We start from the raw sequence: 26,449 nt of genomic DNA on the forward strand, positions 1-26,449 counted from the left end.
AGATTCACATCTTGCGGGCTTTTTTGTTTCTCAACGTATCTAACGCGTGCAGTGCCAGAAAAGCAGTGCCAGCAGGACAGTGTCTGAATAGCGGTGAAGAAAGAGCAGTCGTGCACCGCCCTTCCATCACTGATATGCGTTTTATGGGTTCAGGCGCTGGATTGCCCACCCCCCGTCGGCAAGGCGATACTCAACACGATCGTGCAGGCGGTACTCACCACCCTGCCAAAATTCCACACGCTCAGGGATCAGTCGGAAGCCGCCCCAGAAATCCGGCAGCGGAATCTCCTTGTCCTGATATTCCTCGTTCAACTGATTGAAGCGTGCTTCCAGCTCAGCGCGATTTTCCAGTGGACGACTCTGATGCGAAGCCCAAGCTCCCAGCTGACTCTGACGTGGACGGGAATGGAAATAAGCTGCCGATTCCTCGCGAGACACCTTCTCCACCCGCCCCTGAATCTGCACCTGTCGCTCCATACCAATCCAGAAGAAATGCATGCTGGCCTTGCCGCTGGCGTCCAGCTGCATGCCCTTGTTGCTTTGGTAGTTAGTGAAGAAGACAAAGCCTTTGTCGTCGTAGGACTTCAGCAACAAAATTCGTTGCCAGGGCTGGCCGTCGGCGTCTACGCTGGCCAGCGTCATCACCGTCGGCTCTTCCGGACGGGTCTCCTGGTATTGTTCAAACCAGGCATGAAACTGAGTAAACGGGTTATCAGCAACCCGGGTTTCGTCCAGACGTCCCTGAGTGTACTCCTTACGAATTTCACCCAAATCCACCATGTCTGACTCCTGTTAGCGGTAATTCAAAATCGGGCCTGTGCAAATCAATGTCCGCACCGGCAGAGAAGGGTATTATCGCCTGATTAGCGAGAAAATAAATTGACGTGAGGCCTGAGCCGATCTGCTAACATCGGCGGCCTTAACCCACTGGTAAACCTGCTGGATTCAAGAAGCACCATGTCTGATCACAACTACCCCACTGCCTCTCTGGTTCGCTGCATCGCAGCCCTGAGTTACGACGCCCTGGTACTGCTAGGCACCTTTTTGGTGCTGGGATTGATCCTGGTCGGAGTAACGGCCGCTGCAACCGGTGGAGAGCCACTGGGCGAGCTGCCAAGACCTGTGGTGTATTCGATGATTTTCTGTATGTGCTTCTTCTATTACTCAACGTCCTGGCGACGAGGCGGCCAAACCATCGGCATGAAAGCCTGGCGCATTAAACTGGTAACGGAAGACGGTACGCCGGTGCGCTTGAGCCATTGTATGCTGCGCACCGGCATCGGCTTCTTTTCGCTGATGGTGTTTGGTATTGGCTATTTCTGGGCCTTGATAGACAAACGTGGCCGTAGCTGGCACGACATGGCATCACTGACCCATCAGGTGTATATCCCAAAAACCTGAACAGACAGCCACACAAACAGCAGGCTAACGTCCGTCAGCCTGCCTTCCTGAGCAGCAGCAACCCAACCAGCATACAACCGCCAATCGGGATCACAGAGGCCCACACAGGCTCAAAGCCAAACACAATACTGGCCGGCGCCAACAGGTCCTCTGCGTATTTGTAAATCAGGCCCACCAGAATCCCCGAGAAAATCCGGTAACCCGGCGTCACCGAGCGCAATGGGCCAAAGATAAAGGAAATTCCCAGCACCACCAGTGCCAGAGTGCCCAATGGCTGGGTTACCTTACGCCAGAACGACAGCAAGTAGTTGTCTGCATTGAGACCCTGCTTTTCCAGGTATTGGGTGTAGCCATACAGATTGGAGATCGACATATCCCGCGGCTCAATCATCACAACACTGAGGCTTTGTGGGGTTAGCTCCGTATCCCAGGGCATTGAGGCGATCGTCTGCTGAGACGTTTTCTGGTCGGAGATTTCCATATCAATCACCGACTGCATCTGCCAATCGCCGTTCTCATAAATAGCCTGCTCGGCGGATCTGATACTGGTCAGATTGGCATTATCATCGAATCGGAACAGGGTGATGCCGTGCAGCACACCGTTAGGCTCAATGGCGGTAAATCGCATAAAGGTATCCCCTTCACGATGCCAAAAGCCTTTGCCCTTGTTCGATAACAAATCGCCCTTGCCTTGCGCCACCGCCTTCTGGGACTGCGCCACACGCTCCAGCGTTGGCACCGCGAACTCGGCAATGGCCATATTCACGACCATCAACAACATCATCGGCTTGATCACCGCAACAGCAATGCGACCAACCGAGATTCCCGCCGCACGCATGACCGTCAGCTCACTGCTGGCCGCCATGCCACCGAGACCGGCCAAACAGCCGATCAGACAAGCCATCGGCATATATTCGTAGATGCGCCGAGGCAAACGCAGCGCCATAAACTGCAAGGCATCGAGAAACTGGTAGCCGTTTTTGAGTTGGTCCAGCTCGTCGACGAGGGTGAAAATGGCATCCAACCCAACAATGACCACCACAACCACCAAAGTGGCCATCACGACATTGCGGGCAACGTAGTTATCAAGGCGACTCATGGTCAGCATATTCATAGCGACTTCACCTTCAAACGACGACGCCACTCAGGCACAACCAACAACCCCATTGCGATCACCAGGTACACCGCGTGCAAGCCCCACAAACCAATGGTTGGGTTGAGCTGGCCTTTTTCGAGCATGCCCTTCATGGCAATCAACAGCGAGATGTACACCATAAACAGCACGATGGCCGGAAACAGGCGGGCAAAACGTCCCTGACGAGGATTTACCTTCGACAAAGGCACCGCCAACAGCATCACGATCGGTACCATCAGTACCATCGACACCCGCCACTGCAGCTGCGCCTGATGCTTGGGATCATCCGAACCAAACAAATCCAGAGTCGGTACCGCTTCCTTACGAAGCTTTTTGCGCTCTTCCAGCTCATCGGCGATTTTCACGCCGTACAGCTCAAAATCCAGGGTCTGAAACGCCAGACTACCAGGCGTCCAGTCGTAACGCTTGCCGTCGTGCAATTCCAGGTAACGGGAACCGGTTTCATCCGAGACGTACTGGGTGCCACGTTTGGCCAGCAGGATGGAATTCCCATCGGTGATAAACACATTGTTCATTTGGGTTTTGTCGTCCGACAGCGATTCCGCATAGGTGGTCCTGGAACCACCTTTCATGCTCTGGAAGCGCCCCGGCGCCAGCAGTTCAAACTCGGTCAGCTGGGCCTGCTTTTTGTAAAGCCCTTCCATTTGCTGAGCCCCCCAGGGCTCAGATACAAACTGAACGAACCCACCACCAGTGCGATGGCAGCAGCAGGACCTGCGGTGTATAAAAGCAGCTTGCGGTTGGAAAAACCGGTCGCCGTCAGTACCGTCATCTCGTTTTCTGCATACAGACGGCCGTAAGCCAGCAAAATGGCGATAAACAGCGCCAACGGCAGAATCATTTCCAGAAAGGACGGCAGCCGCAGCACCAGTGTGAAAAATACGATATCGAGCGACACCTCACCGGCGGCAGCGGCGGCCAGCTGGCGAATCAGGCGGCCACTCATCAAAATCATCAGCAGCACAATGGTGACGGCAAACAAGGACCCGGCCAGCTCTCTGGCCAGATAGCGAAAAATGATCAAGGGAAAGAGCCTAGTCTCTGTTAAACGATAAAGAATCCGGATGATGAAGCATAGCGCACAGCCACTACAGGCTTTAACGCCCGATCGATAACTGATATGAAACAAAGCTGTCCATTCACCACTTGTTTTTCCTGAAACTGCACGCACATTATAAGCATCTATGGAATTCAGATCCGGCAGTGACATCGACCGGGGTCTGCCACTAACGTTCCCAGCAGGAGCACTTATGAAATACCAGGTATCCCAACAATCTGCGGCCGAAGTTCAAGCGGCGTGTATTGTGGTCACTATCGACCAGTCAGGCAAGCTGTCCGACGCTGCCAAGCTCATTGATGAAGCATCCAACGGCTTTTTGACCCAACGCTTTGAAGAAGGCGACATCAAGGGCAAGAGCGGTGAAACCCTGCTGCTGCCAGCCGTTAGTGGCATCGCAGCCAAGCGCGTATTGTTGGTAGGTACCGGAAAAGAAGCGCCTAAAGCCACGGCAGCCATCAAAATTCTGAATGCCGTTGCCAATGCAACCCTGAAGCGTGAAGGCGAAGTGGCCCTGGCCATTAGCGAACTGGCCAGCGACGAACTGCCAGAAAGCTGGTGGGCGGAGCAAGCAGCCATTGCCTTTACCGGCAACAGCTACAAGTTCACTGAAACCAAACCACAGCCTGAAGATGCCCCGAAACAAGCTGACAGCGTTAGCTGGATTGGCTCTGACGTATCTGCGGCCCTGCTGAAAGGTGCTGCGATTGGTGAAGGCATGAACTTCGCCAAAGAACTGGGCAACATGCCACCAAACATTTGCACCCCAACCTGGTTGGCCGAGCAAGCTATTTCACTGACCGCAGACTTCTCGCTGGAAACCACCATTCTGGACCAGGAAAAACTGGCAGAAATGGGGGCAGGTGCTTTCTACTCCGTAGCCAAAGGCTCCAGCGAGCCGGGCAAAATCATTGTGATGCAGTACAAGGGCGCCGAAAACGCCGACGAAGCCCCACACATGGTGTTGGGCAAAGGCATCACCTTCGACACCGGCGGTATCAGCCTGAAGCCGGGCGCCAAGATGGACGAAATGAAGTACGACATGTGCGGCGCGGCGTCTGTGTTCGGCACCGTGAAAGCACTGCTGGCGCTGAAGCCAAAAATCAACGTACTGGCGATGGTAACCAGCGCTGAAAACATGCCTGCGGGTAACGCTTCCAAGCCGGGTGACGTGGTGACCAGTCTGTCTGGAAAAACCATTGAAATCCTCAACACCGACGCCGAAGGCCGTCTGGTGCTGTGTGATGCCCTGACCTATGGCATCGACAACTACAAGCCAGCCTCCGTGGTAGACATTGCCACCCTGACCGGTGCTTGTATGGCCGCGCTGGGCAATGTGAACTCCGGCCTGTTCACCCAGGACGAAGACATGGCAGAGCAGCTGCAATCCGCTGCCGCCTACAGCCAGGACAAGGTATGGCGTCTGCCGCTGGAAGATGACTACCAGGAACTGCTGGATTCCAACTTTGCCGACATGGCCAACATTGGTGGCCCACTGGCTGGCGCAACCACCGCTGCTTGCTTCCTCAGCCGCTTTACTGAAGGCACGCCTTGGGCGCACCTGGACATTGCAGGCACAGCCTGGAACGGTGGCGCAGCCAAAGGGGCCACTGGCCGTCCGGTTGCCCTGCTGGTGAACTACTTGCTGAATAAGTAAGTACTGCACCACTTGTGTTTATTGGCAGGGCTGATATCAGCCCTGCCAATAAATGCGCTTTTCCCTCGTCTTTCTCGAAACCCGAAACTCGATGCCCGACTCCCGCCATCACAGCCGAACGTTCTCCAGAATAAATTCCACAAACGCCTGATTGGCCTTCGATAAATAGCCATCCTTCCGCCACGCCAAACACAAATCCAGCTCAATGGGCGGATCAAACGACACCGTTACCAATTCCGGGTCGTTCTCGACGGCCATATTCAATAACGTCGAAATACCGAACCCCTGTTTCACAATTGACCGAATCAACGGCAACAGATTGGTTTCAAAGCTGATCGCCGGTTGAATGCCAGCGCTTTCCGCCATCTGGTCCAACACCCTGCGGTGAAAGTAACCCGGCCTGAAGATCACCAGCTCCTGCTGTAAAAATTCTTCCGGCGATACCGACTCCCGGCTGGCAAACGGGTGGTCCTGTGGCACCACAACGCGCATTTCTTCCCGCAGAATCGGCACAGATTCAATGTTTTCAGACACCTCACCCGATTCGATAACCGCCAGATCCAGCTCGCCCTTTTCCAGCAACTGCTGCAACTGCCAGGCGCCGCCTTCATGCACCGATAAATTCAGGTTCGGGTATTTGTGTTTGAACGCCATGATCATCGGCGGGAAATAGTAGGAGCCCAGCATGCTCGGCGTACCCAATTGCACCACGCCTCGCTGAAGGCCGCGCAGCTCTTCCATCTCCAGGTCGGCATCGGTCATTGCCTGAATGATACGATGAGCCTGCTTGAACAAGCGCTGACCCTCATCCGTCAGCGATATTTGCCGATCCCGACGATGAAACAACGTCAATTGCAGCTGCTGTTCCAAACGCTTGATGGCCATGCTCACCGCCGGCTGAGCCACATCCAGGCTTTCCGCCGCACGGGTAAAACTTTGCAGCCGGGCCACTTCGTGAAAGTAACTGAGTGCCTTGTAATCCATTTGATAGCCTTTTGGGGACATTGATTAGGGGACATCTATTTAATCCGGTGCTCACTCTGGGCTACCGGGTGGTTTCAAATCACGAAGCCGACTTGCAGGCCTGACGGGTCAAGTCAAAAGTCGGCGACACAGAGTCGAGATCATCCGGCAGCCCCCGCAGGGCGCGGGTTGCCGCCGCCCAGTGCTGTGTTGACGAACCTACGCGGCCCGATTTGAAAAGGACTCGTCATTTCGCTGCATCCGTCGCCTTGCACTGAACAACGGCAACACTCGCGCAGAGCCGTGCAGGATTAAATAGATGTCCCCATTAAGTAGGAAGAAACACAGCCGCTCATTCGACCAATGTATGCATAACAGATTTTGATTAAAACCATATCAAACATATATTTTTATGATGGAAAGCGGAAGCCTATAGTTCGCCTGTAACTTCTCTTTCGGTAGACCCGCATGATCACAAGTGGCACCGCCGCCTGGTGGCGAATCACACTGGCACTTTGCCTTGGCTCTTTTATGGTGTTTTCCAACCTTTACGTCACCCAGCCTTTGCTGCCGATGCTGGCAAGGGAATTTGGTGTATCGCCCTTGCAGGCCAGTTACTCCCTGACCATTTCAACGCTAACGCTGGGAGCCGCGCTGATTTTCTACGGCGCAGCCTCGGATGCCATTGGCCGCCGCTGGCTGATGATTGGCAGTATGGCGGGCGTAGCCGTCGTGACCCTATCGCTGTATTGGGTGAACGATTACCACACACTGCTGGCGTTGCGAGCTCTACAGGGTATTTTCCTCGCGGGCCTGCCTGCCATCGCCGTGGCCTACATGGCCGAAGAATTCGACTCCGATGCCCTGATGTCGGCCGTTGGGCTGTACATTGCTGCCAACTCTCTGGGCGGCATTGGTGGCCGGGTGATTGGCGGGTTTGCCGGTGAGCACCTCGGCTGGCACGAAGCCTTTGTGGTGGTTGGCTGCATGGGCGTCGTTGTTTGGCTGGCCGTGTTGATGCTGCTGCCCAAACAGCAAAACTTTCATCGTCGCCCGTTCAAACCCCAACACATGCTGGCCGACATGAAACTGCACCTGTCGAACCCGCGGCTGTTGCCCGCCTTTCTGCTGGGCGGCTTCAACTTCTTTATCTTTGTTAATCAGTACAGCTTCATCACCTTTGTGCTGGAAGCCGATCCCTACTGGCTTAGCCCACAATTTTTGGGACTGATGTTCCTCACCTATTTGACCGGCACCCTGGGCTCCACGCTGTCTGGCAAGCTGGGCAAACGCTTTGGCCAACCCCAGTGCATGATGGCTGGCAGTTCCATACTGATTGTTGGCACTCTGGTCACTCTGGTGCCGTCACTGCCGGTGATTATTCTGGGCTTCTTTATCAATAGCTTCGGATTTTTCTTCGCTCATTCAAGTGCCAGCAGCTGGGTTAGCCGCAATGCGGAACGGGCAAAAGCCAGCGCCAGCTCACTGTACCTGCTGTTCTACTACGTTGGCGCCAGTACCGGCGGCTTGTATCTGAACCTGTTCTGGCAGTGGAATCATTGGCAAGGCGTGGTGCTTGGGTCTGTGCTGGTGCTGGCAGGTACGCTATTGTTGAGCAACGTTTTACGGAACGCTCACCAGCGTACGGCATCAGAGCTGGTGAATAAGAACGCTGTACACTGAGTAAACAACAGAGAACAGCGCCAACAAACCCAGAAGGTTTTCCCACGCATGTTTTCTACCAGCCGAGTCTGGATCGCCCTGCTGATCCTGTTCACCAGCGGCTGTGCGGTATTGGCCGCACAGTCTTTCGACGATCAGTACGGCACCAGCAGCCCCAAAAGCCGCACGGTGGCCTGGGACAGTTTCGAGGGCAAGTTCTACAACGACGACGTTGCGCCCATTCTTGAAAACCGCTGTGTTGCGTGCCACGCCTGCTACGACGCTCCCTGCCAGCTCAAGTTAACCTCTACCGCCGGTATTGCCCGTGGCCTCAACAAGGAAGTGGTGTACGACGGCACCCGCTTGCTGGCATCAGATCCCAAACGCTTGTATCTGGATGCCCAAACCACCCAGCAATGGCGTGACATGGGCTTCAAACCAGTGCTGAACGAGCGTCGCTCCACTAGCGAGGCCAATCTGGCTGCCAGCCTGATGTATCGGGCCATAGCCCTGCGCCAACAACAAGGCAGTTTTGACCATCCGATTCTCGACAGCAGCTACGACTTTGCACTGAACCGTGATCAGCAATGTCCAACCGTAGAAACCTACAGTCAGTTCAGCGCTGAACGGCCTAACTGGGGCATGCCCTACGGCCTGCCACAGCTGACCGATGCCGAATACAGCACCCTTACCAGCTGGATGGAACGCGGCGCCCTGATGCCATCTGACCGACCGTTGTCGGCCGATACCCTGTCAGAAGTACGATTGTGGGAACAACGCTTTAACGGCGACGCCCTGAAAAACCGCCTGGTCAGCCGTTATATTTACGAACACATCTACCTGTACTCCTTGTACCTTGGCGATAACAACAAAGACCGTGAAGCCGCCCACTTTCGACTGGTTCGTTCCAGCACCCCGCCAGGGCAAGACATCAAGGTAATCGCCACTCGCCGTCCTTACGACGACCCCAAGGTCGAGCGGGTCTGGTATCGACTGATGCCGGAGCGAGAAACCGTCACCGCCAAGAACCATATTCCATTCACGCTGAACGACGCGCGCTGGAACGAATGGAAAAGCTACCTGCTGGACCCTGACTATCAGGTGTCCCAGTTACCGGGATACCAACCGGAAGTCGCCAGCAACCCGTTCAAGGCATTTGTGCAGCTACCGGCGGATGGCCGCTATCGTTTCCTGCTGGAGCACGCGCGCGAAACCATCATGGCCTTTATCAAAGGGCCCGTGTGCCGTGGCCAGGTGGCAGTGAATGTGATTAACGAACAGTTTTGGGTGTACTTCGTTAATCCGGACATCAACTACGGCGAAGATGCCGCCAACTTCCTGCAGAATCAGGCTCAGCAGCTCGACATGCCCGCAGAGCAGTCCAGTAATGCCCTGCCGCTGACGTCATGGCTGAAGTTCTCGGACAAACAGAAACAGTACCTCAAGGCCAAGAGCGCACTGATTGAAAAGGAGATGAACAATCGCCTGCCGCTGGATGAAACCCTCATCTGGGATGGCTATGGCACCAACGCCAACGCTGCCCTGACCGTGATGCGCCACTTCGACAATGCCACCGTGGTGCAAGGCTTACTGGGCCAACCGCCGAAAACGGCCTGGGTGATCGACTACCCACTGCTGGAGCGCATTCACTACTTGCTGGTGGCGGGTTTTGACGTCTATGGCAACCTCGGCCACCAGCTGGTCACGCGCATGTACATGGACTTCCTGCGAATGGAAGGCGAAATGAACTTCCTGCTGTTCCTGCCAAAAGATGAACGCGTGAAAACCCGCAAATTCTGGTATCGCAACGCGGACGACGACGTAAAAGACTACATGTTCGGCGACTACAGCCACGTTGACGTTGAATCGGCCATCGACTTCAAAACCGACAACCCGAAAGAAGAACTGTACGAGATCTTTGCCAAACGCTTGCAGCCAGTAATCAACCGTCAATACGAAATTGCCAGCAGCCCGCTGTCAGACGATGCCAAACAGGCACTGAACGCGTTGGAAACCTTCAAGGGCAAAAGCCTGAAGGCGCTGCCGGAAGTGGCCAAAATACTCGTCACCCGCGATGGCAAACCGGTCGACATCATCAGCGTCGTTCACAACCGCGGCCACAGCAACATCAACTCCTTGCTGGACGAGGACGCGGCGTTATTGCCATCGGAAGATACGCTAACGCTGGCCAGTGGCTCGGTGGGCGACTACCCGAATGTGATTTTAAAAACCGAGGAAAAGCAGCTGCCTGAATTGGTCGACGCCATTGGCAATATGAAAACCGAAGCCGATTACCGTCAGCTATTGGGAGATTTTGGCGTGCGCCGGACCCACCCTGCGTTTTGGGACGTCAGCGACCAAATTGCCGAGCTGTACCGCCAGCAGGAGCCTTTGGCCAGCGGCATTCTGGACTACAACCGCTTGGAAAATCGATAAGGTGTTCTGCGCCAGTGTAATTTCACTGGCGCATCACTGTCAGCCATTGCTAGCCACGACACATTACCTGAACAGTATAAGCAGTCGCTTCATCTGCAATATCCGGCGTTTCCATACCCAGCTTGGCTGCGGATTTTGCAGATTCGAAAGGTACTTTGGCTTCATCAAGAAACTCCTTGAGGCTGCTGCTCTTCACCGCAAAGTTGATGTTTTGAGCAATGTCACCTGTGGCATGAGCCAATTGAATGGCATTCAGCTTACCCTGTACCACGCCATACACGAGTCCCTTGTTGTTCAACAATGGGCCCCCACTATTTCCTTGCTGTACTGGCGCCGATACTTGAAGAAAATCGCTATTTCCCTTGAAGCCAGACAAAGCGCTGATATCACCACTTGTTAATGTAGCTGAGTCAGAAAGGATTCCATACAAGGGGTAACCAACCGTGATTACCTTTTCGCCAAGGCGTCCTTCTTCTTCCGACAATACAGCGTATTGCTTAACTTGCGCACCAGAGTCCAGAACAGCAAGATCACGTTCCTCATCTGCGAAGATGAGCTCAACCTTACGCTCGTCATCTCCTTGGCTCACCGACAAGCTCAAACAGCCGTCGACTACATGGTGGTTTGTTGCGACAGCTCCGCCGCCGTTTATGTAAAAACCACTGCCTGTCTTCAGAATAGGCAATGATTTCAATGCCTCAGAACTGCCAAAAGAAGCCACACTTTTGACATTGGTGCTTACATACCGATTAATCTCTTCCCCATGAGAGACCATCAGCTCGTCGAAATATGTAAACAACGCTTTAACGTAAGCATTATAAAATGCATTGGGATCGTTCGCTTTCGGCGAAATAACCTTTCCCTGAACTTCACGACTGTCGACCAATACACCATCCTTATTATAGAGTCGGGCATGCAAAGTAGCCGTGTATTGACCCCAAATCAAATCAAGCTCCGCGTCGCCTTCGAGTTTCAACAGATAGTGAATCGGAGTCTCTGGTGAGAAATCGCTCACTGTTTCAAAAAATCTTGCTGACACCTCGGGGCTCGCTTTTTCAAGATCCTTGCCCGGTTCAAAGACCGTCCAGTTACCGACATATAAAGTGACAAGCTTTTTTTCCGCCTCATCACCCGGAACAAAAACAGAAATAGCGCCTTTTATGGGCAATGATTCCCGATAAGCGACATCGGCCTGAACATTAGAAACATCTACTCGTTTAACTGCACACGCCGACACAAGCGTTGTCAAAATAACAACCCAAAATAGTTTCAAGTTTTCTCTCCTTAACTGGACCAGAGACGTTAAATTCATTAGTGAGTCTCGGGTTGAGTACAACGTTATCAAACTTCCTTGCGAATCCCCGTTGCAACCCACAACCGCAACACCACCCTCAAAGCCTGTCGCCACAACGGCATTTTCGACGGTCCATTGGCTTTCCAGCGCTGAAGCTCAGCCACAATGCGCTCAGCGCTGCTGAAGCGTCTGGATTTGGCACTTACATACGACGGATATTCCATCAGTGCGGCGGCCACCAGCTCATCCAGCGACCGCTGACGACTGCGCCGCGGATTTTTGAACTCATCGTAGGTGATGCCCCAACCGGCGTAAAACGGCATCCCATAGCAATACACTTCGCGCTCACGCAGCAAGGCTTCAAAGCCCAGCAATGACGTCATGGTATGGACCGCATGCACCTGCTCCAGCATTTGAGATGAATCCCCAGCGAGAACAATTTCATCACAAATGGCTTCGTATTCCGCCATAGCAACGTCCTTGCTGCGTAAGCCTGCCATCACATCCGGGTGCGGTTTGAACACCAGCCAGGCATCCGGCTCGGCTGCTCGGGCGGCTTTGAGCAAATCCAGATTGGTCTTGATCTTTCCAGCGCCGGTTCTGATCGACGCATCGGACTCTACCTGACCAGGCACCAGCACCACCTTCTGGCCTTTCGCAGCACCACCCGGCACCCAGTCACCAGCGGTCAGGTTGTACTTGGAAATACGCGCACTGACGATGGTTTTACGCAGGTTTCGGGCGCTGTCGAGAGTGGCATCATCAAATTCGTGGTTAGCCAGAATGAGCTCCAGACGCGATGGCTGAGTGGCGTCGTAATACATTCCCTGATCATCAAACACCCACGACAGCGGACGAATCAAATCCGCTCCCAAACCGGATGAACGCAAGAAGCCGTCTTCAACCCGAATGACTCGTTTCAACTTGCCTGCAAGAGCCTCGGACACCGGTTTTACTCCCCAACGCACCAGCGTTGCTCCCGCAGGAACCTCCTCCGCCTTGTTGCAAAAATGAACATCCGCACCATAGAGAAAGTCCTGCAAAATCGGCTTTTTCCAACGCGAAAAGCCAACCGCATGCACAGTGCCAAGCGCATGGTTTTTCAGCCACTGCTGACGCTGCAAATGGATCAGCCTCATCACGGTTTCAATGTCCGTTTCCTGCTCGGTTTCCGGGTCCATATAACGGCTGTAAGACACCAGTACCGCATGAACCAGTTGCTGCAAACGAACCTTAACCACCGCCGCCTGACGACGTCGCATTGGCGCGTCCAGCACGTCATGGGTCAGCCCCCAACCCGCATAGAACGGCATACCAAAGCAGCGAACCGGCTTACCCCACATCAGGGCTTCAAACCCCATTTGAGAGGTAACGGTATAAACCATGCGAGCGTTAGACAGCAGCCTGCCCGGATGGCAGTTCTCGGCAATCACCTGCAGTCGTGGATGCTTTAGCGTCGCCAGATCAAAATGTCCGGCCTTGGCGCGAGTGTAAGCATCAGGGTGAACTTTCAGCACCACGGCAGAAAGCGGGTTTTCATCCAATGCTGCCGTCAGCATTTGCCGGAACCGTTCCGCATCGGCCAGACCGTAGGCGATGGAGGCATCACCCGCCACCTGATCCACCACCAGAACAAAATCGTCCGGCAACTCGCCGGTGTAATCTGGCGCGGCGTTGTATTTGGAAATATTCAAACGACGCCATTGCTCGGCTATGGCATCCGCGCGCTGTTGCTGTTGGTCCGAGAGAGGCTGTGGAATCAGCGACTCCAGCCGGGACGGCGCAGTGGCATCGTAGTGAATGCCCAAGTCATCCTGCACCAACGACAAGGAATCGTCTTCCCGCCCTAACGAGCGGACAAACCCATCCTCCAACAACCAGAACGGCAGACCTTTGGCCTGCGCTTGCTTGATGGCCTTGAAACCAGACGCCTTCCGCCCCCAGCCCAGCACTTCAACAGAAGTGCTTGCAGGCCTGGCACTACCAGAAACGGGAAAAGAACCACAACGCCACAGCGCCTGAACAATACGATTAGCCAAAACACCTTTGGACGGAGAAACAGCCGCAGGCTGCGAGGAACGGGGTACTTCTGGGGATGCCATGGAAGTCCTTGTGTTGGCGACAGGAAACAGCCGCCATCGTATCACAAGTCAGACATCCAGCAGGTCTGGCCAACAGCTCGGATACTACAACAGATCCAATATCTGCTTGGCCAGGACAGGGTTTTCAGCATAAAGCCTTTCGCTGCCATAAACCGACAGGTGAGAGCCATCCAGCGAATACGGGTAACCCTCTTCGGTTTTATAGCCACGTGCGGAAGTAAACCCGAGGTCGCGCTGATCAATCAACCGAACTCGCGGCACGTCAGCCAAGTTGCTAACCAGCTGCTTCCAGAAAGCCTGTGCGGGGTCCGCTTTCAATGGATCGGCCAACACGTTTTGGTCGGTGAAATACACCGCTCGCTCAACCGAATCACGCCGGAAAAGCGGCGGCACATCCAGCACAACCACTTGCACGTCCGGGTTCTGAGCAACGTGGCGAATCAGATCCTCAACCTCTTCCGACAGCTGATGCTGCCACACCTGATACCAGGCTCCGGCCAGCACGATTACGTCGTAGTCCTGATAATGGTTGGTAAACCAGGCTCGGTTCATGTCGCATTGGCTACGAGAGCGGTGGCCAACCTTCGCTGTACTACCATGGCCCAGTGAAGGAAAGCACCAGTTGGTGGTCACGCTATGCAGCTGCAGCGACTGTTTGGCAGCCATCTTTTTGAAATAAGGTTCCCACTGGGCTGCAAAGGAATCACCGAACAGCAGCACTGACGGTGCTTTTTTCTCATTTGAACCCTGCGTTCTATCCAAGCTATCCAAGCTATCCAAGCTTTCCGGGCTTTCTACGCCTTCCGACCCCATTGAGCACTCAAGACCAGCACCACCCGACTTCAGTGTTTTATCGGTATTAAAGTCGTAGAAGCAAAAGCCCTGTGAACGTGAAGGCAAGGCAAACTTGCCTTGCTCAACAAATGCCGGTTGCTCGAAGCGCTGCGGCCAACCCTCGGTCAGATTACCCGCCGCACCCACCGCGATGAACAAGGTGGTACCAGCAAAAAAGAACCGGAACATAAACTTCGACGAAAACCGCTCCCGGCGCCTGAATAGCTGCTCGACAAACCGATAACCCATATACCCCAAAACAAACGACGCCACCGTCAAGGCAGTCATTTCCATCATGCCCGGGTCTTCTGTCGTTCGGATTCGTGAATAGGCGAAGAGCGGCTGATGCCATAGGTAAGTCGAATAACTGATCAGTCCGACAAAAACCAATGGCTTTTGTCCCAGTAGCCGACCAACCAGCGTTTCTGAACCGCCGAACATAATCACCAGCACGGCACCCAGAACGGGCACCACGGCGTACACACCGGGAAACGGCAGCTGGTCATCAAATCCGAAGATAGCGACCAACAACATAACAAGACCAACCAAAGACAGGCCATTATGAGCACGTGCCCAACCGGCCCTCACACAACAGGCAGCCAGCGCACCCGCCAGCAGCTCCCACGCCCGACTTAATGCAAAAAAGAAATTGGCGGTTGGTTCATGGCGCCAGCCCCATTCAGACAGCAGCAAACTCAGCGCAGCAATCACCACCAGCCACTTTACCAAGCTGGCCCTACCTTTCTTCCACAACCAACCCAATAACAGCGGAAACAACAAATAGAACTGCTCTTCCACCGCCAGGCTCCAGGTGTGCAACAGGGGTTTTTCTTCCGCCGCGGCGGCGAAGTAGCCACTCTCACTCCAGAACACCATATTGGAAACCGACAGCGCGGCCCCAGACAAGCTGTCGGAAAAACTCGCCATCTGCTCTGGCAGCATCCATAGCCAGGCAAACGGGATACAAGCAAACATCATCAGGAACAGTGCTGGCGCAATGCGCCGGATGCGCCGTTCGTAGAACTTCGTGAGGCTAAACTCGCCCCTTGCCTGCTCTTCCAACAAGATAGAAGTGATCAGGAACCCACTGATTACAAAGAAGATATCGACCCCAACGAAGCCGCCGGAAAATCCGCTAATCCCTGCGTGAAAGAGCACTACAGGCACAATCGCCAGTGCCCGCAGTCCATCAATGTCCGCCCGATATTTCAAAATCGTTTCCTGTTTACCTTTCCGTATGTGAGGGCCAAGGTTTTTCAAAAATCGCGCTGCTAACACATGTACGGATTGGTGCCGTTTGCATGCGACGGGTTATGACGACACCCTAAACTCCGGTGCCAGTTCACTAATGCCCAGACCGCTTTTCTTGGTCACTTTTAACTGCACCGGAATACGCTCTTTCATAGCGTCGATATGGCTGATTACACCGATCATCTTGCCGCTGGCATTGAGGTTGTCGAGGGCATCCAGCGCGACATCCAGGGTTTCCCGATCAAGGGTGCCAAAGCCTTCATCGAGGAACAGTGAGTCGATGCTGGTTTTATGGCTGACCAAATCCGACAGCGCCAACGCCAACGCCAGGCTCACCAAAAAGCTCTCGCCGCCCGACAGGGTTTTGGTATCGCGCTCGATATCGCCTTGCCAGGTGTCCACCACACTCAGCTCCAGGCCACTGGCATGCTTTTCATCGGCCCCACTCTTACCTTCCGCCCCACCTTTGCCATCCACAGCGTTTTTACGGCTAAGCAGGTAGCGCCCATGCAAACGCTCCAATTGGTTGTTGGCCAACATCACCAGGTGATCGAGTGTCAGGCCTTGGGCGAACTTGCGGAATTTATCGCCATTGGCAGAACCAATCAGGGAGTTCAGATACTGAATGTCGTCGTAGGCCGCCTGCTGCTGATCAATTTTCGCAAACAAGGCTTGCTGGCTTTCACGCCGTTGCTGGTCTGACAGCAGCGCGTGGTTAATCTCTCCACGGCGGCCACTCAACTGCTCCTGCTGCTGCGCCAACTCTACCTGTTCGGCCTCGGTGGCAGCCTTGTCAACTTGTTGGAACTGCTCCACCTGCTCGTGGCTATGCAGTTTTTGCAGCACCTCTTCGGCACTCTGCAACAACGCCTGAGCCTGGCTCAGCTCCCGGTCCAGATTCTGCTTTGTTTGCCGCAGTCGCTGCAGCTCCGCTTCCTCCAACAGCGCTGCCAACACCTCTTGCTTTGACTCAAACGGGCTGTTTTCCAGCGCGACTTGCCATGCGTCCTCTCGTTCAGCCAACTGCTTTTGAGTGTCATCAATCGACTGCTGCCAGCTGCCCAGTTCGGCACTCAAGGCACTGTGCTGATGAGCCAGTTGCTGATGTTCGGTCTGGGCTTTTGCAAACGCCTCTTCAACCGTCACCAGGGATTGCTTCATGGCCGCACGAGCGGCTTCAACGGTTTGCTCACCAAACAACTGATGACGCTGCTGGTTCAGCTGCTGCAGCAATTCGTCCAGCGTGGTCAGCTCAGCCTGACACTCCTGCACCAGCGTCGAACACTCGTCCCACTGCTTTTGCTCAGTGCCCAGCTTACTTTCCAGCTCGAATATCTGACGCCCAAATTCATCGCGCTGCTGACTGTGTTGCTGCCATTGCTGGCTGTCTTGCTGCTTCTGTTCAAGCCATTGATCAAGCCCGGTTGCAAACCACTCCGTCAGTTGCTGCGGTTCAGGTGTCTGATAGCCCAGCTGAGCCAGTTGAGTAACAAACGCCTGCCGTGCCGACTCTAACGACTGTACAGCAGTAGCTTGCTCCTGCTGCTTGTTAGCCAGCTCACTCCGGGCATGTTCCAGCTTGCCCGTGAACACCTGCACTTCGGCCTGCAAGCGGGTTAGTTGCTGCTGTTGGTTATCGAACCTCGCCTTGCTTTCATCACTCTGCTTGTGCAACTGACGTAATTGATCCAGCGCGCTATCGCATTGCTGCTGTTGTTGTACATGCTGCTGCTCGAACGCCTGTAAGCCCGCCTGATCGTGAATTTCCAGCGCCGCCTGAATAACCGCCGACAGATCGATTTGCTGCCAATCAGACACCAGCGACTGTTGTTCCCGGGTGATCTGCTGAAGTCGTTGATTCAGTTCCTGCTGTTGACGGCCATTGGATTCGAGGTCGGCTTTTAATTGCTTGCCCTGCTCTTCCACGGCAATAAATTGCTGCTCGGTTTCATCACGCTTGCGAATATTGCCTGCGCTTTCTCCCATATTCTGGCCATTCTCCGGCAGCGAATGATCCAGTGCCGGATGCTCGTGGGAGCCACACAGCGGGCAAGCATCACTGGCCTGCAGCATCGCCCGATAATGCGCCAGCTGTTCATCCTGGCTGACCAACTGTCGATACGCCGCCAACAGATCTTTCAGGCGTTTGTATTCAGCCCGCAAGCCACCACGTTGCTGCTCCAGCGTTTGCTGTTGCAGGGTAAGCTGCTGCAGCTGTCCCTGTTTATCTGTCGCTTCATTTTGCCAGTGCCACCAGTTCTGCTGCTGATGTTTCAACGTTAATAACTGACTTTGCTGATGCTGCAGAAAACTCTGCTGTTGCTGTAGCTGCTCCAGTGCCGAGGGCATGCCTTGCGCTTCGGTCAGACCAAGCTCTTGTACCGCCTGATCCAGCTGCTGACTGGCTTGCTGCCACTGCTGCTGGGCCTGATCCGTCGTCTGCTGCGCCTGTGCCAATTGCTGTTTCTGACTGGATTGTGTCTGCTGCTGTTCCGCCAGTTGTTGCTGCAACTGGCTGATTTTGTGATTCAGCTCGTTGAGGCTATTGGTCTGTTTGGCCATATCGTTGGCCATATAACGCCACTGATCCAGATAGCGCTCCAGCGATTGATCGGCCTGATGGCTTTGCAGCCAGGCTTCGGTGGTTTTCAGGCTTTGCTGACGCTCTGCCAGGGCAGCGGTGTTCCTATCCAGCCCGGTTTTGACAGCCTGCTGTTTGGCTTGTTGTTCTTGCAGTTGCTTACTTAGCCCAGCGCGCTTTTCAACGTGGCTGGCAATCTTGTGATCGAGCGGAAGCACCTGATCGTTAATCAGTTCTTCGTGCTTCTGCTGGGCGTCTTTGGCTTGTTGCAAGGCATACTGCAGCCTGGTTTGCTCGGCTTCGGCAGCGTTCAAATTGGCTTGAAGCGCCTGTTCCTGCTGTTGTTTCTCTGCCAGTTGTTGCTGCAACTTGTTTAACTGGGCACGACTGTCGGCAAGCAAGCTGTGGGGAGTACGCAGTTTTTCCGCCGGTTCGCTGTGAGCCAAACGCTGCAACTCCGGCTTGGCCTGATCCAGAGCACCTGCTGCCTGTTTTACCCGTTCATCGGCCGCACCGTGCGTTCGCTTTGCCTGATCCAGCTGCTGCCACCAGCTCAAACGGGCGTTAGTGGCATCCAGCTGTTGCTTGACGTCTGCGTACTGTTGCTGAACCTCAGCCAGTTCTTTTTCAAGGGATTCAAGCGCTTCCGCCGACAACAACTGCACACCGTTGGCTTCGGCCTGCAATTCTTTCAAACGGCTTTCAGACTGTTTGAAGGTGTCGTACACCCGTGCGGAAATCTGGCCGTAAATTTCGGTGCCAGTCAGTTCCTCCAGCAGCTCGGCGCGCTCACTCTCTTTGGCGTTCAGAAAGGCGGCAAACTGCCCCTGCGACAGCATCATGGAACGGGTAAAACGGGCAAAATCGAGACCGGTAATTTGCTGGGTCAGCTCGGCTTTTTGCTTGATCTGGTTGGCCAGTACTTTTGCTTCGCCCGTTTGTTCGCTGTCAGAACCGCTAGCCAATAGCTCGGCCAGCTCAACCGTGGCCTGTTGCAGGTTACCATCGGGCTTGTTACGCGAACGGCGCATGCTCCAGTGGGCGCGGTAGGTTTTGCCCTTGACCTCGAAATGCACCTCTGCCGAACACTCGGCGGTGCCACGGGTCATGATTTCGTTACTGGTGGTAGAGATCAGCCCCAGACGCGGGGTCTGGTGATACAAGGCCAGACAAATGGCATCCAGCAGCGTCGACTTGCCCGCCCCGGTCGGCCCGGTAATGGCGAACAGGCCGTTATCGGCGAACGGCGAACGAGTGAAATCGATCTTCCATTCGCCCTTAAGAGAGTTCAGGTTCTTGAACTGCAAGCTGAGGATTTTCATATTTTGTTCTCCCCAGTCTGGCCGTCTGAATCAGCATGGGTTTCTCCGCCCACAGGGCTGTGCTCATGCTCGATTTCTTCGACGATCTGGCGGAACTGAGTATGCATACGTTCAAGCAGGGCTTTTTCATCGTCACCTTCAAACACCAACTGCGACAGCCGTTGTTCAAAGACATCTTGTGGCGTCAGCTCAGCGAGGGTTTCCTGCTGTTGCTGGCTCATGGCGGTGCGGCGATGATCGCGGGCGCGTTTTAACTGCAACACCTCCACCGGCAAGCCCTCCGTCAGCGCCTGCACCCGCTGCGGCAAATCCGCCAGAAACTCCTGACTATCAACCTGAATCGCGAGCCAGGTAGTTTTTACTTTGCTATCAAACTCCCCGGGAGCGCGGGCCGCTGGCCCGCAACCAACGTCTGCAACACCGGCAAACGCCTGCAACTGCTGCTCAATCGAGGCCAGATCGCCCTTCAACACCGCCATCGGTTGAAACACTGGCACCTCAAGCGGCTCAATCGTCCGCGCCAGCCCGCCGTCGTCCGCCTCCGCAAACGACACCTTCACCACCTGCTTCGGCGACTTCAGCTCATCAAAACTCAATGGAATCGGCGAGCCGCTATAACGAATGCACGGGTTCTTCGCGACGATCTGGGGCCGATGAATATGCCCCAGCGCAATGTAATCTGCTGGAGGAAACCCCGCCGCATCAAAGCCATCCAGCGTGCCGATATAAATATCCCGAACGGACTCCGACTGCTTTACCCCCAGCGCGGTTAAATGGCCGGTAGCAATAATCGGCACCCGCTTGCCCATGCGCTGCTGAATAGCCTCACGACGCTCAACCGCCAGCTGATACACCTGCTGGTACAACTGCGAAATCGCCTCACCCAACGCAATGCGCTTCTGATCGCCAGACTCCCCCGCCTGGCTCAGCAACACATCCCTAGGGCGCACAAACGGAATCGCACACACCACCGCCACCGCTTCAGAATTACCCGACGCCGCATCCCGTGACGTAATTTCTAACACCTGATCGGACAGATCTTCTGCATTCACACCAGCAATCACATGGGTATTCAAACACGCCAGCAACTCGCGGGATTCATTCAGGGTCGATACCGAATCGTGGTTGCCCCCCAACACCACCAGCGTGCAGTTCAGCGCGTTCAACTTAACAATAAATAGGTTATACAACTCACGGGCGTAACTCGGCGGCGCACCGGTATCGAACACATCACCGGCCACGATCACGGCATCAATGGCATGGGTTTGCACCTGCACCAGCAGCCAATCCAGAAACTGCTGATGCTCGGCCTTGCGGCTTTGGGTGTAGAAGTTCTGGCCAAGATGCCAGTCGGAGGTATGGAGGAGGTTCATGGGATATTGGAGCTGCTATCGGTGACGCGGAAAGCGGCATGATAGCATGTCGGAAATACCATCAAACCGATAACAGAACGTTCCAATTAGACAAGGCCATCGTATTTTGCAACATAATGTCTCAAATATCGAATTCCCTAATTATCAATAGGAACTAAAAACGAGCAATATTCAGCCTTGATAGTCGTCACATTGCCCTGATTTTGAGTAAACATGAAACGTTGAGAAGGTCATGCTCTCTTTCAAATCAACGCACTCGACATAATTATGATCGTCTATCAAAGACTGGAAGTACCCTTCAAGGGATATAGAGATAATCACAAACAAAAAAAAGAAAAAAAATATTGAAAACTGACTCCCCTTTCCAAGCAAAACATAAGTGATAAGGTAAAAGAACTGAAATATAGGAAGGACCAACAAAAGACAGATAAAAGGAGAAAAACCTTGGTACTTAACGAACTCCACTCCCATTTTTACTTCATTAACAATCGCCAAAAAATCGGCCAACCAGACAAAGAAGCACAACATTAAAAACAAGTTCAAACCGAATAGTATAAGTTGTGCTTTAACCTTTTCATCCATTAGTAAAATACACCCTGTCCAACTGGACGACCACTTTCATATTGCCATTCAAGATGCTTTTCTAGCTCATGAGGAAGAGAAGCAATCTCTTTAGTCTTTTTAGAAGCAACTTTTGATGCATTCAACAAAGATGCGATGAGATTTTGAGTTATTTGATATTTTTCATCTTGATCGTCCAGCCAAAAAGCCACACCAACACCAACCATGATTGCTGCTATTAACGGGCCAGCAGCAAAAACAAAGATTGATGCTACAGCTGTTGAAACAGCAGCCGCAACCATCGATGCGACACCGATTTTCACCAAATCTGTTGCAGTTTCTCCGATCAGATGAGCCATTGTAGCTTTATCATCTAATATATACTTCAGAATATTTATAGGAACAGCGACAAAAATGCTCAACCTCACACCACTCTTAAGAGAATTCAAGGTACTTTCTCTTGTGAGTGCCAAATCAACAACTTTAGAATCTCTCGGGAAATAGCTTGCCATTTTATAGATGCTTCGTCTACGAGTCGTGCCCTGTAAGATTATATACTGGCGCCCCATCACTTCCTTCAGGACAAATTTCGCTCCAATTCCACAGTCTCGAAGGAGAGTAGCAACAGTTTGAAAATCTAGAATTGCTGCAAGGTGATTTGCACCGACCTCAAAATATTCAACAGCTTTTAACGCTGTAACTTTAATGTTACTTCCTGCAATATAGTCAATCAGCATCGATGTGCTAATCACATCGATGCTCTTTTTATTCCTACCTAGCTCGGATCTCAAGCGAGCTTCAGTAGTCTTTTGCCTTATAAACTCATCCCTTGTCATAAAAACCTCCTTTTTTTAAAATAATACTCTGCAGAACGAAAAACAAAAGTCCATCAATGAAAATTTGAGAACCACGCCAAAAACACAAAGTGCAGCGGGCAACTGATTCCGTACACAGCTTTAAGTTTTTCTTCTGCGGAGCGATTACTGGTTACGTGAAAACCTTGCCATCCGTCCGCACACTCGTTCGAAACCGCGCTTCAGCATAGTCGCACGCATGGTGTCAAAAGACTGGCAAAGAGTGTTGGCTCATTATTAACGACTACTAGTCGTTGTGAATAAACGGCCCAATACAGTCCAGCAAGGCATCATCAAAGCAGAAGCTAAAACGTTTGGGACTCTCCTGAAAGCGCATCAATAGCTGCACAGTGTCGCCCGTCATTACGCTGGTATCTCCCGAACAGTCAGGTTTGCCGTTGTCCGAGATTACTGTATCGGTAATAAAATAGAGTCCTTGTTGGGGACGCAAGGCTCGCAGCTGGTATCGGGCTTTTACAACTTCCTCATTGGCCGTCACGGTACGTATGCCGTCGGCGCTGAAATGATAGGTTTCTTCGCAGCCATTGCTGTCGAAGGTCCAGGAACCCAGTATTGGTGACTGTATTGAGGAATGCGATTTGGCAGCCAATGACTCGGGGATTTGAGCAACTATTAGAACACCCGCGATAGCTGCCAGCGCAGCTCGATAAAACATATGTGTTTACTTCCTTTTATACGGCCTGATTGGACAGCCAATCCAGCCCCTTGTCAGCGAAATCGAATAGCTGTTGAGTGTAACCATCAGCAATAACGCTACGAACCGTTTCGGGGTTGACGTTCAGGTACTCATGTACCAGCACATTGCGCAGGCCAATCACTTTCTTCCAGCCTTTCAGCTCTTCAAGTGTCAGATACTGATGCTGAGCCAGAACTTCAAAGGACTCGTAAACATTTGGCTTGCTATAGCCTTGCAGGGCTTTAGACCAGTGTTTGGAAATACCAGCACAGGCTCCGATAGCAACTTGCAGGGTGCGTTCAGCAGCTCGGTATTCAAGCCCGGACAGCGGGCGATCTTTCAGAATGGACGCCAACTCTGCAATTTCTGACTGCGTTTGCTTCATTGCAGCTCGCATTGCGATTGCATAAGCGCTATTTGAAGGCATTGGCCTGGTACTCTACGTCTATTTCCATTCGCGACATAATACGCCCTTCTTCCCACAGTCGCCTGCTGCCATCATCTTTATTTAGCAGAACAGAGTTGGCATTAATGACCTCAAATGCCAGCGGAATTGGCACGATATTAATGTCCACAACAGAGAGCATTTTGTCTGGCAGGCCAAGCGCCCGACACCAATCGTCGGCCAGTATTTCTGGTCGCAAACGGGTTTCGAGTTCATTTTCAAGTTTGACTGGATTGAAGGCGACTGCCAGGTCGATGTCACTCGCACTCCCGGCATTGCCCTTAGCATGAGAGCCATAAAGCCAAACCACTTCGACGTCTTCCTGAAGCTTGGCCAAGGCGATACTTGATCGAGAATCGGTGATGTCATTCCTGTGCTTAACCTGAGCCAATAGTTATCTGGCTATTATTGAAAAGCATTGCTCATGGCCAGGCAACCACTGCACCCCATCAATTCACCGCATCCTGTTCTTGCTGGTTGCTATCAAACTGGTACGCCAGCATCAGCCGTTCACTAGGCGACAACATGGCAACTTCCTGCCCTGCCCGCTGGGCGTAGATAACCCGAAATGCCAGCACGTTCTGAACATAGGTGCGGGTTTCGCTGTAGGGAATGGTTTCGATCCAGGCGTCCAGAGGCAGGTGACCTCGTTCTTTCAACCAGCCATCTACCCTGCGCGGGCCTGCATTGTAGGCTGCGCTGGCGTAGGCCCGATTGCGGTCGAAGCGTTCGTACATTTCGGCCAGATAAGCGGTTCCCAATGCAATATTGGTTTCTGGCTCGAACAGCGCCTGTGTGTTCTTGAGGTCGATGCCGTATTTTTTGGCTGTGTGCTTCGCTGTTGCTGGCATTAACTGCATCAGGCCACGGGCACCAACCGGAGAAACCGCAGCGGTTTTGAAGGCACTCTCCTGACGGGCAATGGCCGTTGCCCAAATGGTGTCGATTTCGTTTTGTTCAGCGGCTTGACCAAACACATCAGCAAATTGTTTCGGGAAGCGGGCATCGAGGTAATTCCACTGCCCTTGGCGGATGGCGTCCATAATGGCTCGATGGTGCCAACCCCATTGTGACGAAAGCGAAGCCAGCTGTTGCCGCTGGGTTGCATCAAAACTGGCACGAGCAGAATTCCATTCGCGCTGGGCGTCTGTTTTTCGATCCAGTTGCAGCAGAAGTTTTGCCCGCACAATGGCCGGGTTTTGTTCAATCACGGCCAATGTTGCTTCATCCAGCTGAGGCTGTTCGTTGTTCAGGTCATACGGCAGTTTTTGCTGTGCAGCGGCAAGAAAACCATAGAAAGACCGGTTGCCCGCCAGGGTTTCCCAAATCTGTTGAATTGCCTCTTCTTGAACACTGTCTGGAGACAGATTTTGAGCCGCCGTCGCGTACCAGTACTGCCAACGGTCGGACTTTCTGAGGTCTACCGGCAAACGAGCAATCAGCGCTTGCAGTTTTACCCAGTCGATGGACTCCGCACCCAACACTTGGCGCAAGCGGGCTTCCGTCAGTTCACCGTATTGATAATTCGGGTCCAATCGTTGCAACAGGCCAGCAGATTCCGATTCGTTTTTTAGTGCAAGTCGCTTACCGATGTAGGCATCCAGCCCTTTGACAAGAGAGCTATTCGATTCCAGTCGGCCACGATATACCAGCCATCGCTCGGCCGTGGTATCAGCACTTTTCCGTGCCAGCGATTGGAAAGACCTCTTGACCAAAGCCGCTTGCGCCTTTTCAGGGAACGAGGTGATATCAGCACCCGGCACCAGCTTGGGGTTACGACGCAAGGTTTCATACTTCTTTGCCAACGCTGTGGCATCAGAAGACATAAAACGGTGTAAGTAGCGGGCAAGCTGCATATTTCCAGCGGTCGCTGCCAGCCAGTAGCGCTGCTCTGCTCGCTCCTGGGTCAGGTTACCGTTGGCGATCCAGCGATCGAACACGCCATCACAGGCATCCGGTTGAGATTTCCCAACCGTCCACAGTTCAGCAGCCAGCTGGTTCGCTTCATCCTGTTTGCCAGTAGCCATGTAGGCCCGGGCAAGATCGCAACGGGTTTCTGTTACGTTGAGCGGCAAACGTTGGTAGGCAACCACCCAGTCGTCCCAGCGCTGCTGGCTGGCCAGTGCATCCAGCCAATTGCGCTGTAACTTTCCCCGTTTGGGAAACAATCGATATTGATCAAGAAAGCGGTTGATGTCCTGCTGGTCGACCATTTTGGGAAATCGCTGATACAGCTGGTATTGCAGATAGGGATACAGCGGATTGTCTTTCTGCTCCAGAACCAGGCTGGCGGCCCGGCCGTAAGGCGCAGTTTTGATGAGTGCCTCAGTCCGTTCAAACGCCTGATGAGCAGGCAAGGGTTCGTTTTCCAGCGCACGTCCTGTGGCATTTGGATCACCGCCTGCGGCGGTAGAGAGCTGACTGAATAGCAGCATCAGCAGGCTCGATGTAAGTGTGACAACTTTCATGTTCTTAACTGGATTTAACGAGTGATTACAAAATCCTCGACCATAGAATGGCTCAGGTCAACATTTCAGGTGTAAAGGGGACATCTATTTAATCCTGCACGGCTCTGCGCGAGTGTTGCCGTTGTTCAGTGCAAGGCGACGAATGCAGCGGAATGACAAACCTGTCCGGTCGAGTCTTTCCAAGTTCGTCAACACAGCACTGGGCGGCGGCAACCCGCGCCCTGCGGGGGCTGCCGGATGATCTCGACTCTGTGTCGCCGACTTTTGACTTGACCCGCCAGGCCTGCAACTCGGCTTCGTGATTCGAAACCATCCGGTAGCCCAGAGTGAGCACC

The 26,449-nt window shown here is 53.4% G+C and carries 17 protein-coding genes and 1 pseudogene; 4 read left to right on the forward strand and 14 right to left on the reverse strand.

The genetic code is table 11. The features are described from left to right. Positions 1-141: 141 nt before the first annotated feature. Positions 142-780, reverse strand: coding sequence for a pyridoxamine 5'-phosphate oxidase (pdxH, locus tag ACXADJ_RS07155; RefSeq protein ID WP_475064289.1), 639 nt, complete (start codon positions 778-780; stop codon positions 142-144). A 177-nt stretch (positions 781-957) separates the two neighbouring features. Here pdxH and ACXADJ_RS07160 point away from each other — a divergent pair, with 177 nt between their 5' ends. Continuing rightward, positions 958-1,401, forward strand: a complete 444-nt coding sequence (locus tag ACXADJ_RS07160; protein WP_475064290.1) for an RDD family protein — start codon at positions 958-960, stop codon at positions 1,399-1,401. Positions 1,402-1,435: 34 nt separating this feature from the next. On the opposite strand, the gene lptG is transcribed toward ACXADJ_RS07160, so the two are convergent. Next, positions 1,436-2,515, reverse strand: coding sequence for an LPS export ABC transporter permease LptG (lptG, locus tag ACXADJ_RS07165; RefSeq protein WP_475064291.1), 1,080 nt, complete (start codon positions 2,513-2,515; stop codon positions 1,436-1,438). Beyond that, positions 2,512-3,767, reverse strand: a pseudogene (gene lptF, locus ACXADJ_RS07170) (LPS export ABC transporter permease LptF). The gene lptG and the pseudogene lptF overlap by 4 nt, the downstream one beginning before the upstream one ends. Before the next feature lie 40 nt (positions 3,768-3,807). Between lptF and ACXADJ_RS07175 the strand changes: the two are divergent. Further along, positions 3,808-5,271, forward strand: a complete 1,464-nt coding sequence (locus ACXADJ_RS07175) for a leucyl aminopeptidase (protein ID WP_475064292.1) — start codon at positions 3,808-3,810, stop codon at positions 5,269-5,271. Positions 5,272-5,379: 108 nt separating this feature from the next. Here the strand turns inward: ACXADJ_RS07175 and ACXADJ_RS07180 are convergent, their stop codons facing one another. Then, the gene (locus ACXADJ_RS07180) at positions 5,380-6,255 is read right to left on the reverse strand and encodes a LysR family transcriptional regulator (RefSeq protein ID WP_475064293.1); all 876 of its coding nucleotides are present in this window, start codon (positions 6,253-6,255) and stop codon (positions 5,380-5,382) included. Positions 6,256-6,702: 447 nt separating this feature from the next. On the opposite strand from ACXADJ_RS07180, the gene ACXADJ_RS07185 reads away from it, so the two are divergent. Together ACXADJ_RS07185 and ACXADJ_RS07190 are read left to right on the forward strand one after the other, a co-directional pair. Beyond that, positions 6,703-7,917 carry an MFS transporter gene (locus ACXADJ_RS07185; RefSeq protein ID WP_475064294.1) on the forward strand — a complete coding sequence of 405 codons (1,215 nt, stop codon included), beginning with the start codon at positions 6,703-6,705 and terminating at the stop codon, positions 7,915-7,917. Between the two features lie 48 nt (positions 7,918-7,965). Continuing rightward, entirely contained in the window at positions 7,966-10,332 is a 2,367-nt protein-coding gene (locus tag ACXADJ_RS07190; protein ID WP_475064295.1) for a fatty acid cis/trans isomerase, read from the forward strand. Between the two features lie 49 nt (positions 10,333-10,381). Here the strand turns inward: ACXADJ_RS07190 and ACXADJ_RS07195 are convergent, their stop codons facing one another. The 10 genes from ACXADJ_RS07195 to ACXADJ_RS07240 all read right to left on the reverse strand — a co-directional run bounded on the left by ACXADJ_RS07195 (position 10,382) and on the right by ACXADJ_RS07240 (position 26,114). Next, positions 10,382-11,605 (reverse strand): S1C family serine protease, encoded by a 1,224-nt coding sequence (locus ACXADJ_RS07195; RefSeq protein WP_475064296.1) that lies wholly within the window; start codon positions 11,603-11,605, stop codon positions 10,382-10,384. Positions 11,606-11,673: 68 nt separating this feature from the next. Further along, positions 11,674-13,728 (reverse strand): capsular polysaccharide biosynthesis protein, encoded by a 2,055-nt coding sequence (locus ACXADJ_RS07200; protein WP_475064297.1) that lies wholly within the window; start codon positions 13,726-13,728, stop codon positions 11,674-11,676. Between the two features lie 84 nt (positions 13,729-13,812). After that, positions 13,813-15,774, reverse strand: coding sequence for an acyltransferase family protein (locus tag ACXADJ_RS07205; RefSeq protein WP_475064298.1), 1,962 nt, complete (start codon positions 15,772-15,774; stop codon positions 13,813-13,815). Positions 15,775-15,873: 99 nt separating this feature from the next. After that, positions 15,874-19,716, reverse strand: coding sequence for an AAA family ATPase (locus tag ACXADJ_RS07210; protein ID WP_475064299.1), 3,843 nt, complete (start codon positions 19,714-19,716; stop codon positions 15,874-15,876). After that, entirely contained in the window at positions 19,713-21,089 is a 1,377-nt protein-coding gene (gene sbcD / locus ACXADJ_RS07215; protein WP_475064300.1) for an exonuclease subunit SbcD, read from the reverse strand. Before sbcD ends, ACXADJ_RS07210 begins: the two co-directional genes overlap by 4 nt. A gap of 581 nt (positions 21,090-21,670) precedes the next feature. Continuing rightward, positions 21,671-22,486 carry a hypothetical protein gene (locus tag ACXADJ_RS07220; RefSeq protein ID WP_475064301.1) on the reverse strand — a complete coding sequence of 272 codons (816 nt, stop codon included), beginning with the start codon at positions 22,484-22,486 and terminating at the stop codon, positions 21,671-21,673. A gap of 265 nt (positions 22,487-22,751) precedes the next feature. Then, positions 22,752-23,180, reverse strand: a complete 429-nt coding sequence (locus tag ACXADJ_RS07225; RefSeq protein WP_475064302.1) for a hypothetical protein — start codon at positions 23,178-23,180, stop codon at positions 22,752-22,754. 16 nt (positions 23,181-23,196) lie between these two features. After that, entirely contained in the window at positions 23,197-23,586 is a 390-nt protein-coding gene (hepT, locus tag ACXADJ_RS07230; protein ID WP_475064303.1) for a type VII toxin-antitoxin system HepT family RNase toxin, read from the reverse strand. Positions 23,587-23,614: 28 nt separating this feature from the next. Further along, complete coding sequence (locus ACXADJ_RS07235; RefSeq protein ID WP_475064304.1) at positions 23,615-24,037, reverse strand: nucleotidyltransferase domain-containing protein; 423 nt, start codon at positions 24,035-24,037, stop codon at positions 23,615-23,617. Positions 24,038-24,095: 58 nt separating this feature from the next. After that, positions 24,096-26,114, reverse strand: coding sequence for a transglycosylase SLT domain-containing protein (locus tag ACXADJ_RS07240; RefSeq protein WP_475064305.1), 2,019 nt, complete (start codon positions 26,112-26,114; stop codon positions 24,096-24,098). Positions 26,115-26,449: the final 335 nt, after the last annotated feature.

Source organism: Oceanobacter sp. ABM4_470, assembly GCF_056158645.1.

Bases quoted from the DNA above. Each gene is read 5' to 3' on its own strand.
- ACXADJ_RS07220 (WP_475064301.1), bottom strand. From the start codon at position 22,486: ATGACAAGGGATGAGTTTATAAGGCAAAAGACTACTGAAGCTCGCTTG.
- ACXADJ_RS07160 (WP_475064290.1), top strand. From the start codon at position 958: ATGTCTGATCACAACTACCCCACTGCCTCTCTGGTTCGCTGCATCGCA.
- ACXADJ_RS07210 (WP_475064299.1), bottom strand. From the start codon at position 19,716: ATGAAAATCCTCAGCTTGCAGTTCAAGAACCTGAACTCTCTTAAGGGC.
- lptG (WP_475064291.1), bottom strand. From the start codon at position 2,515: ATGAATATGCTGACCATGAGTCGCCTTGATAACTACGTTGCCCGCAAT.
- ACXADJ_RS07200 (WP_475064297.1), bottom strand. From the start codon at position 13,728: ATGGCATCCCCAGAAGTACCCCGTTCCTCGCAGCCTGCGGCTGTTTCT.
- pdxH (WP_475064289.1), bottom strand. From the start codon at position 780: ATGGTGGATTTGGGTGAAATTCGTAAGGAGTACACTCAGGGACGTCTG.
- ACXADJ_RS07175 (WP_475064292.1), top strand. From the start codon at position 3,808: ATGAAATACCAGGTATCCCAACAATCTGCGGCCGAAGTTCAAGCGGCG.
- sbcD (WP_475064300.1), bottom strand. From the start codon at position 21,089: ATGAACCTCCTCCATACCTCCGACTGGCATCTTGGCCAGAACTTCTAC.
- ACXADJ_RS07180 (WP_475064293.1), bottom strand. From the start codon at position 6,255: ATGGATTACAAGGCACTCAGTTACTTTCACGAAGTGGCCCGGCTGCAA.
- ACXADJ_RS07185 (WP_475064294.1), top strand. From the start codon at position 6,703: ATGATCACAAGTGGCACCGCCGCCTGGTGGCGAATCACACTGGCACTT.
- hepT (WP_475064303.1), bottom strand. From the start codon at position 23,586: ATGAAGCAAACGCAGTCAGAAATTGCAGAGTTGGCGTCCATTCTGAAA.
- ACXADJ_RS07190 (WP_475064295.1), top strand. From the start codon at position 7,966: ATGTTTTCTACCAGCCGAGTCTGGATCGCCCTGCTGATCCTGTTCACC.
- ACXADJ_RS07225 (WP_475064302.1), bottom strand. From the start codon at position 23,180: ATGTTTTATCGAGCTGCGCTGGCAGCTATCGCGGGTGTTCTAATAGTT.
- ACXADJ_RS07240 (WP_475064305.1), bottom strand. From the start codon at position 26,114: ATGAAAGTTGTCACACTTACATCGAGCCTGCTGATGCTGCTATTCAGT.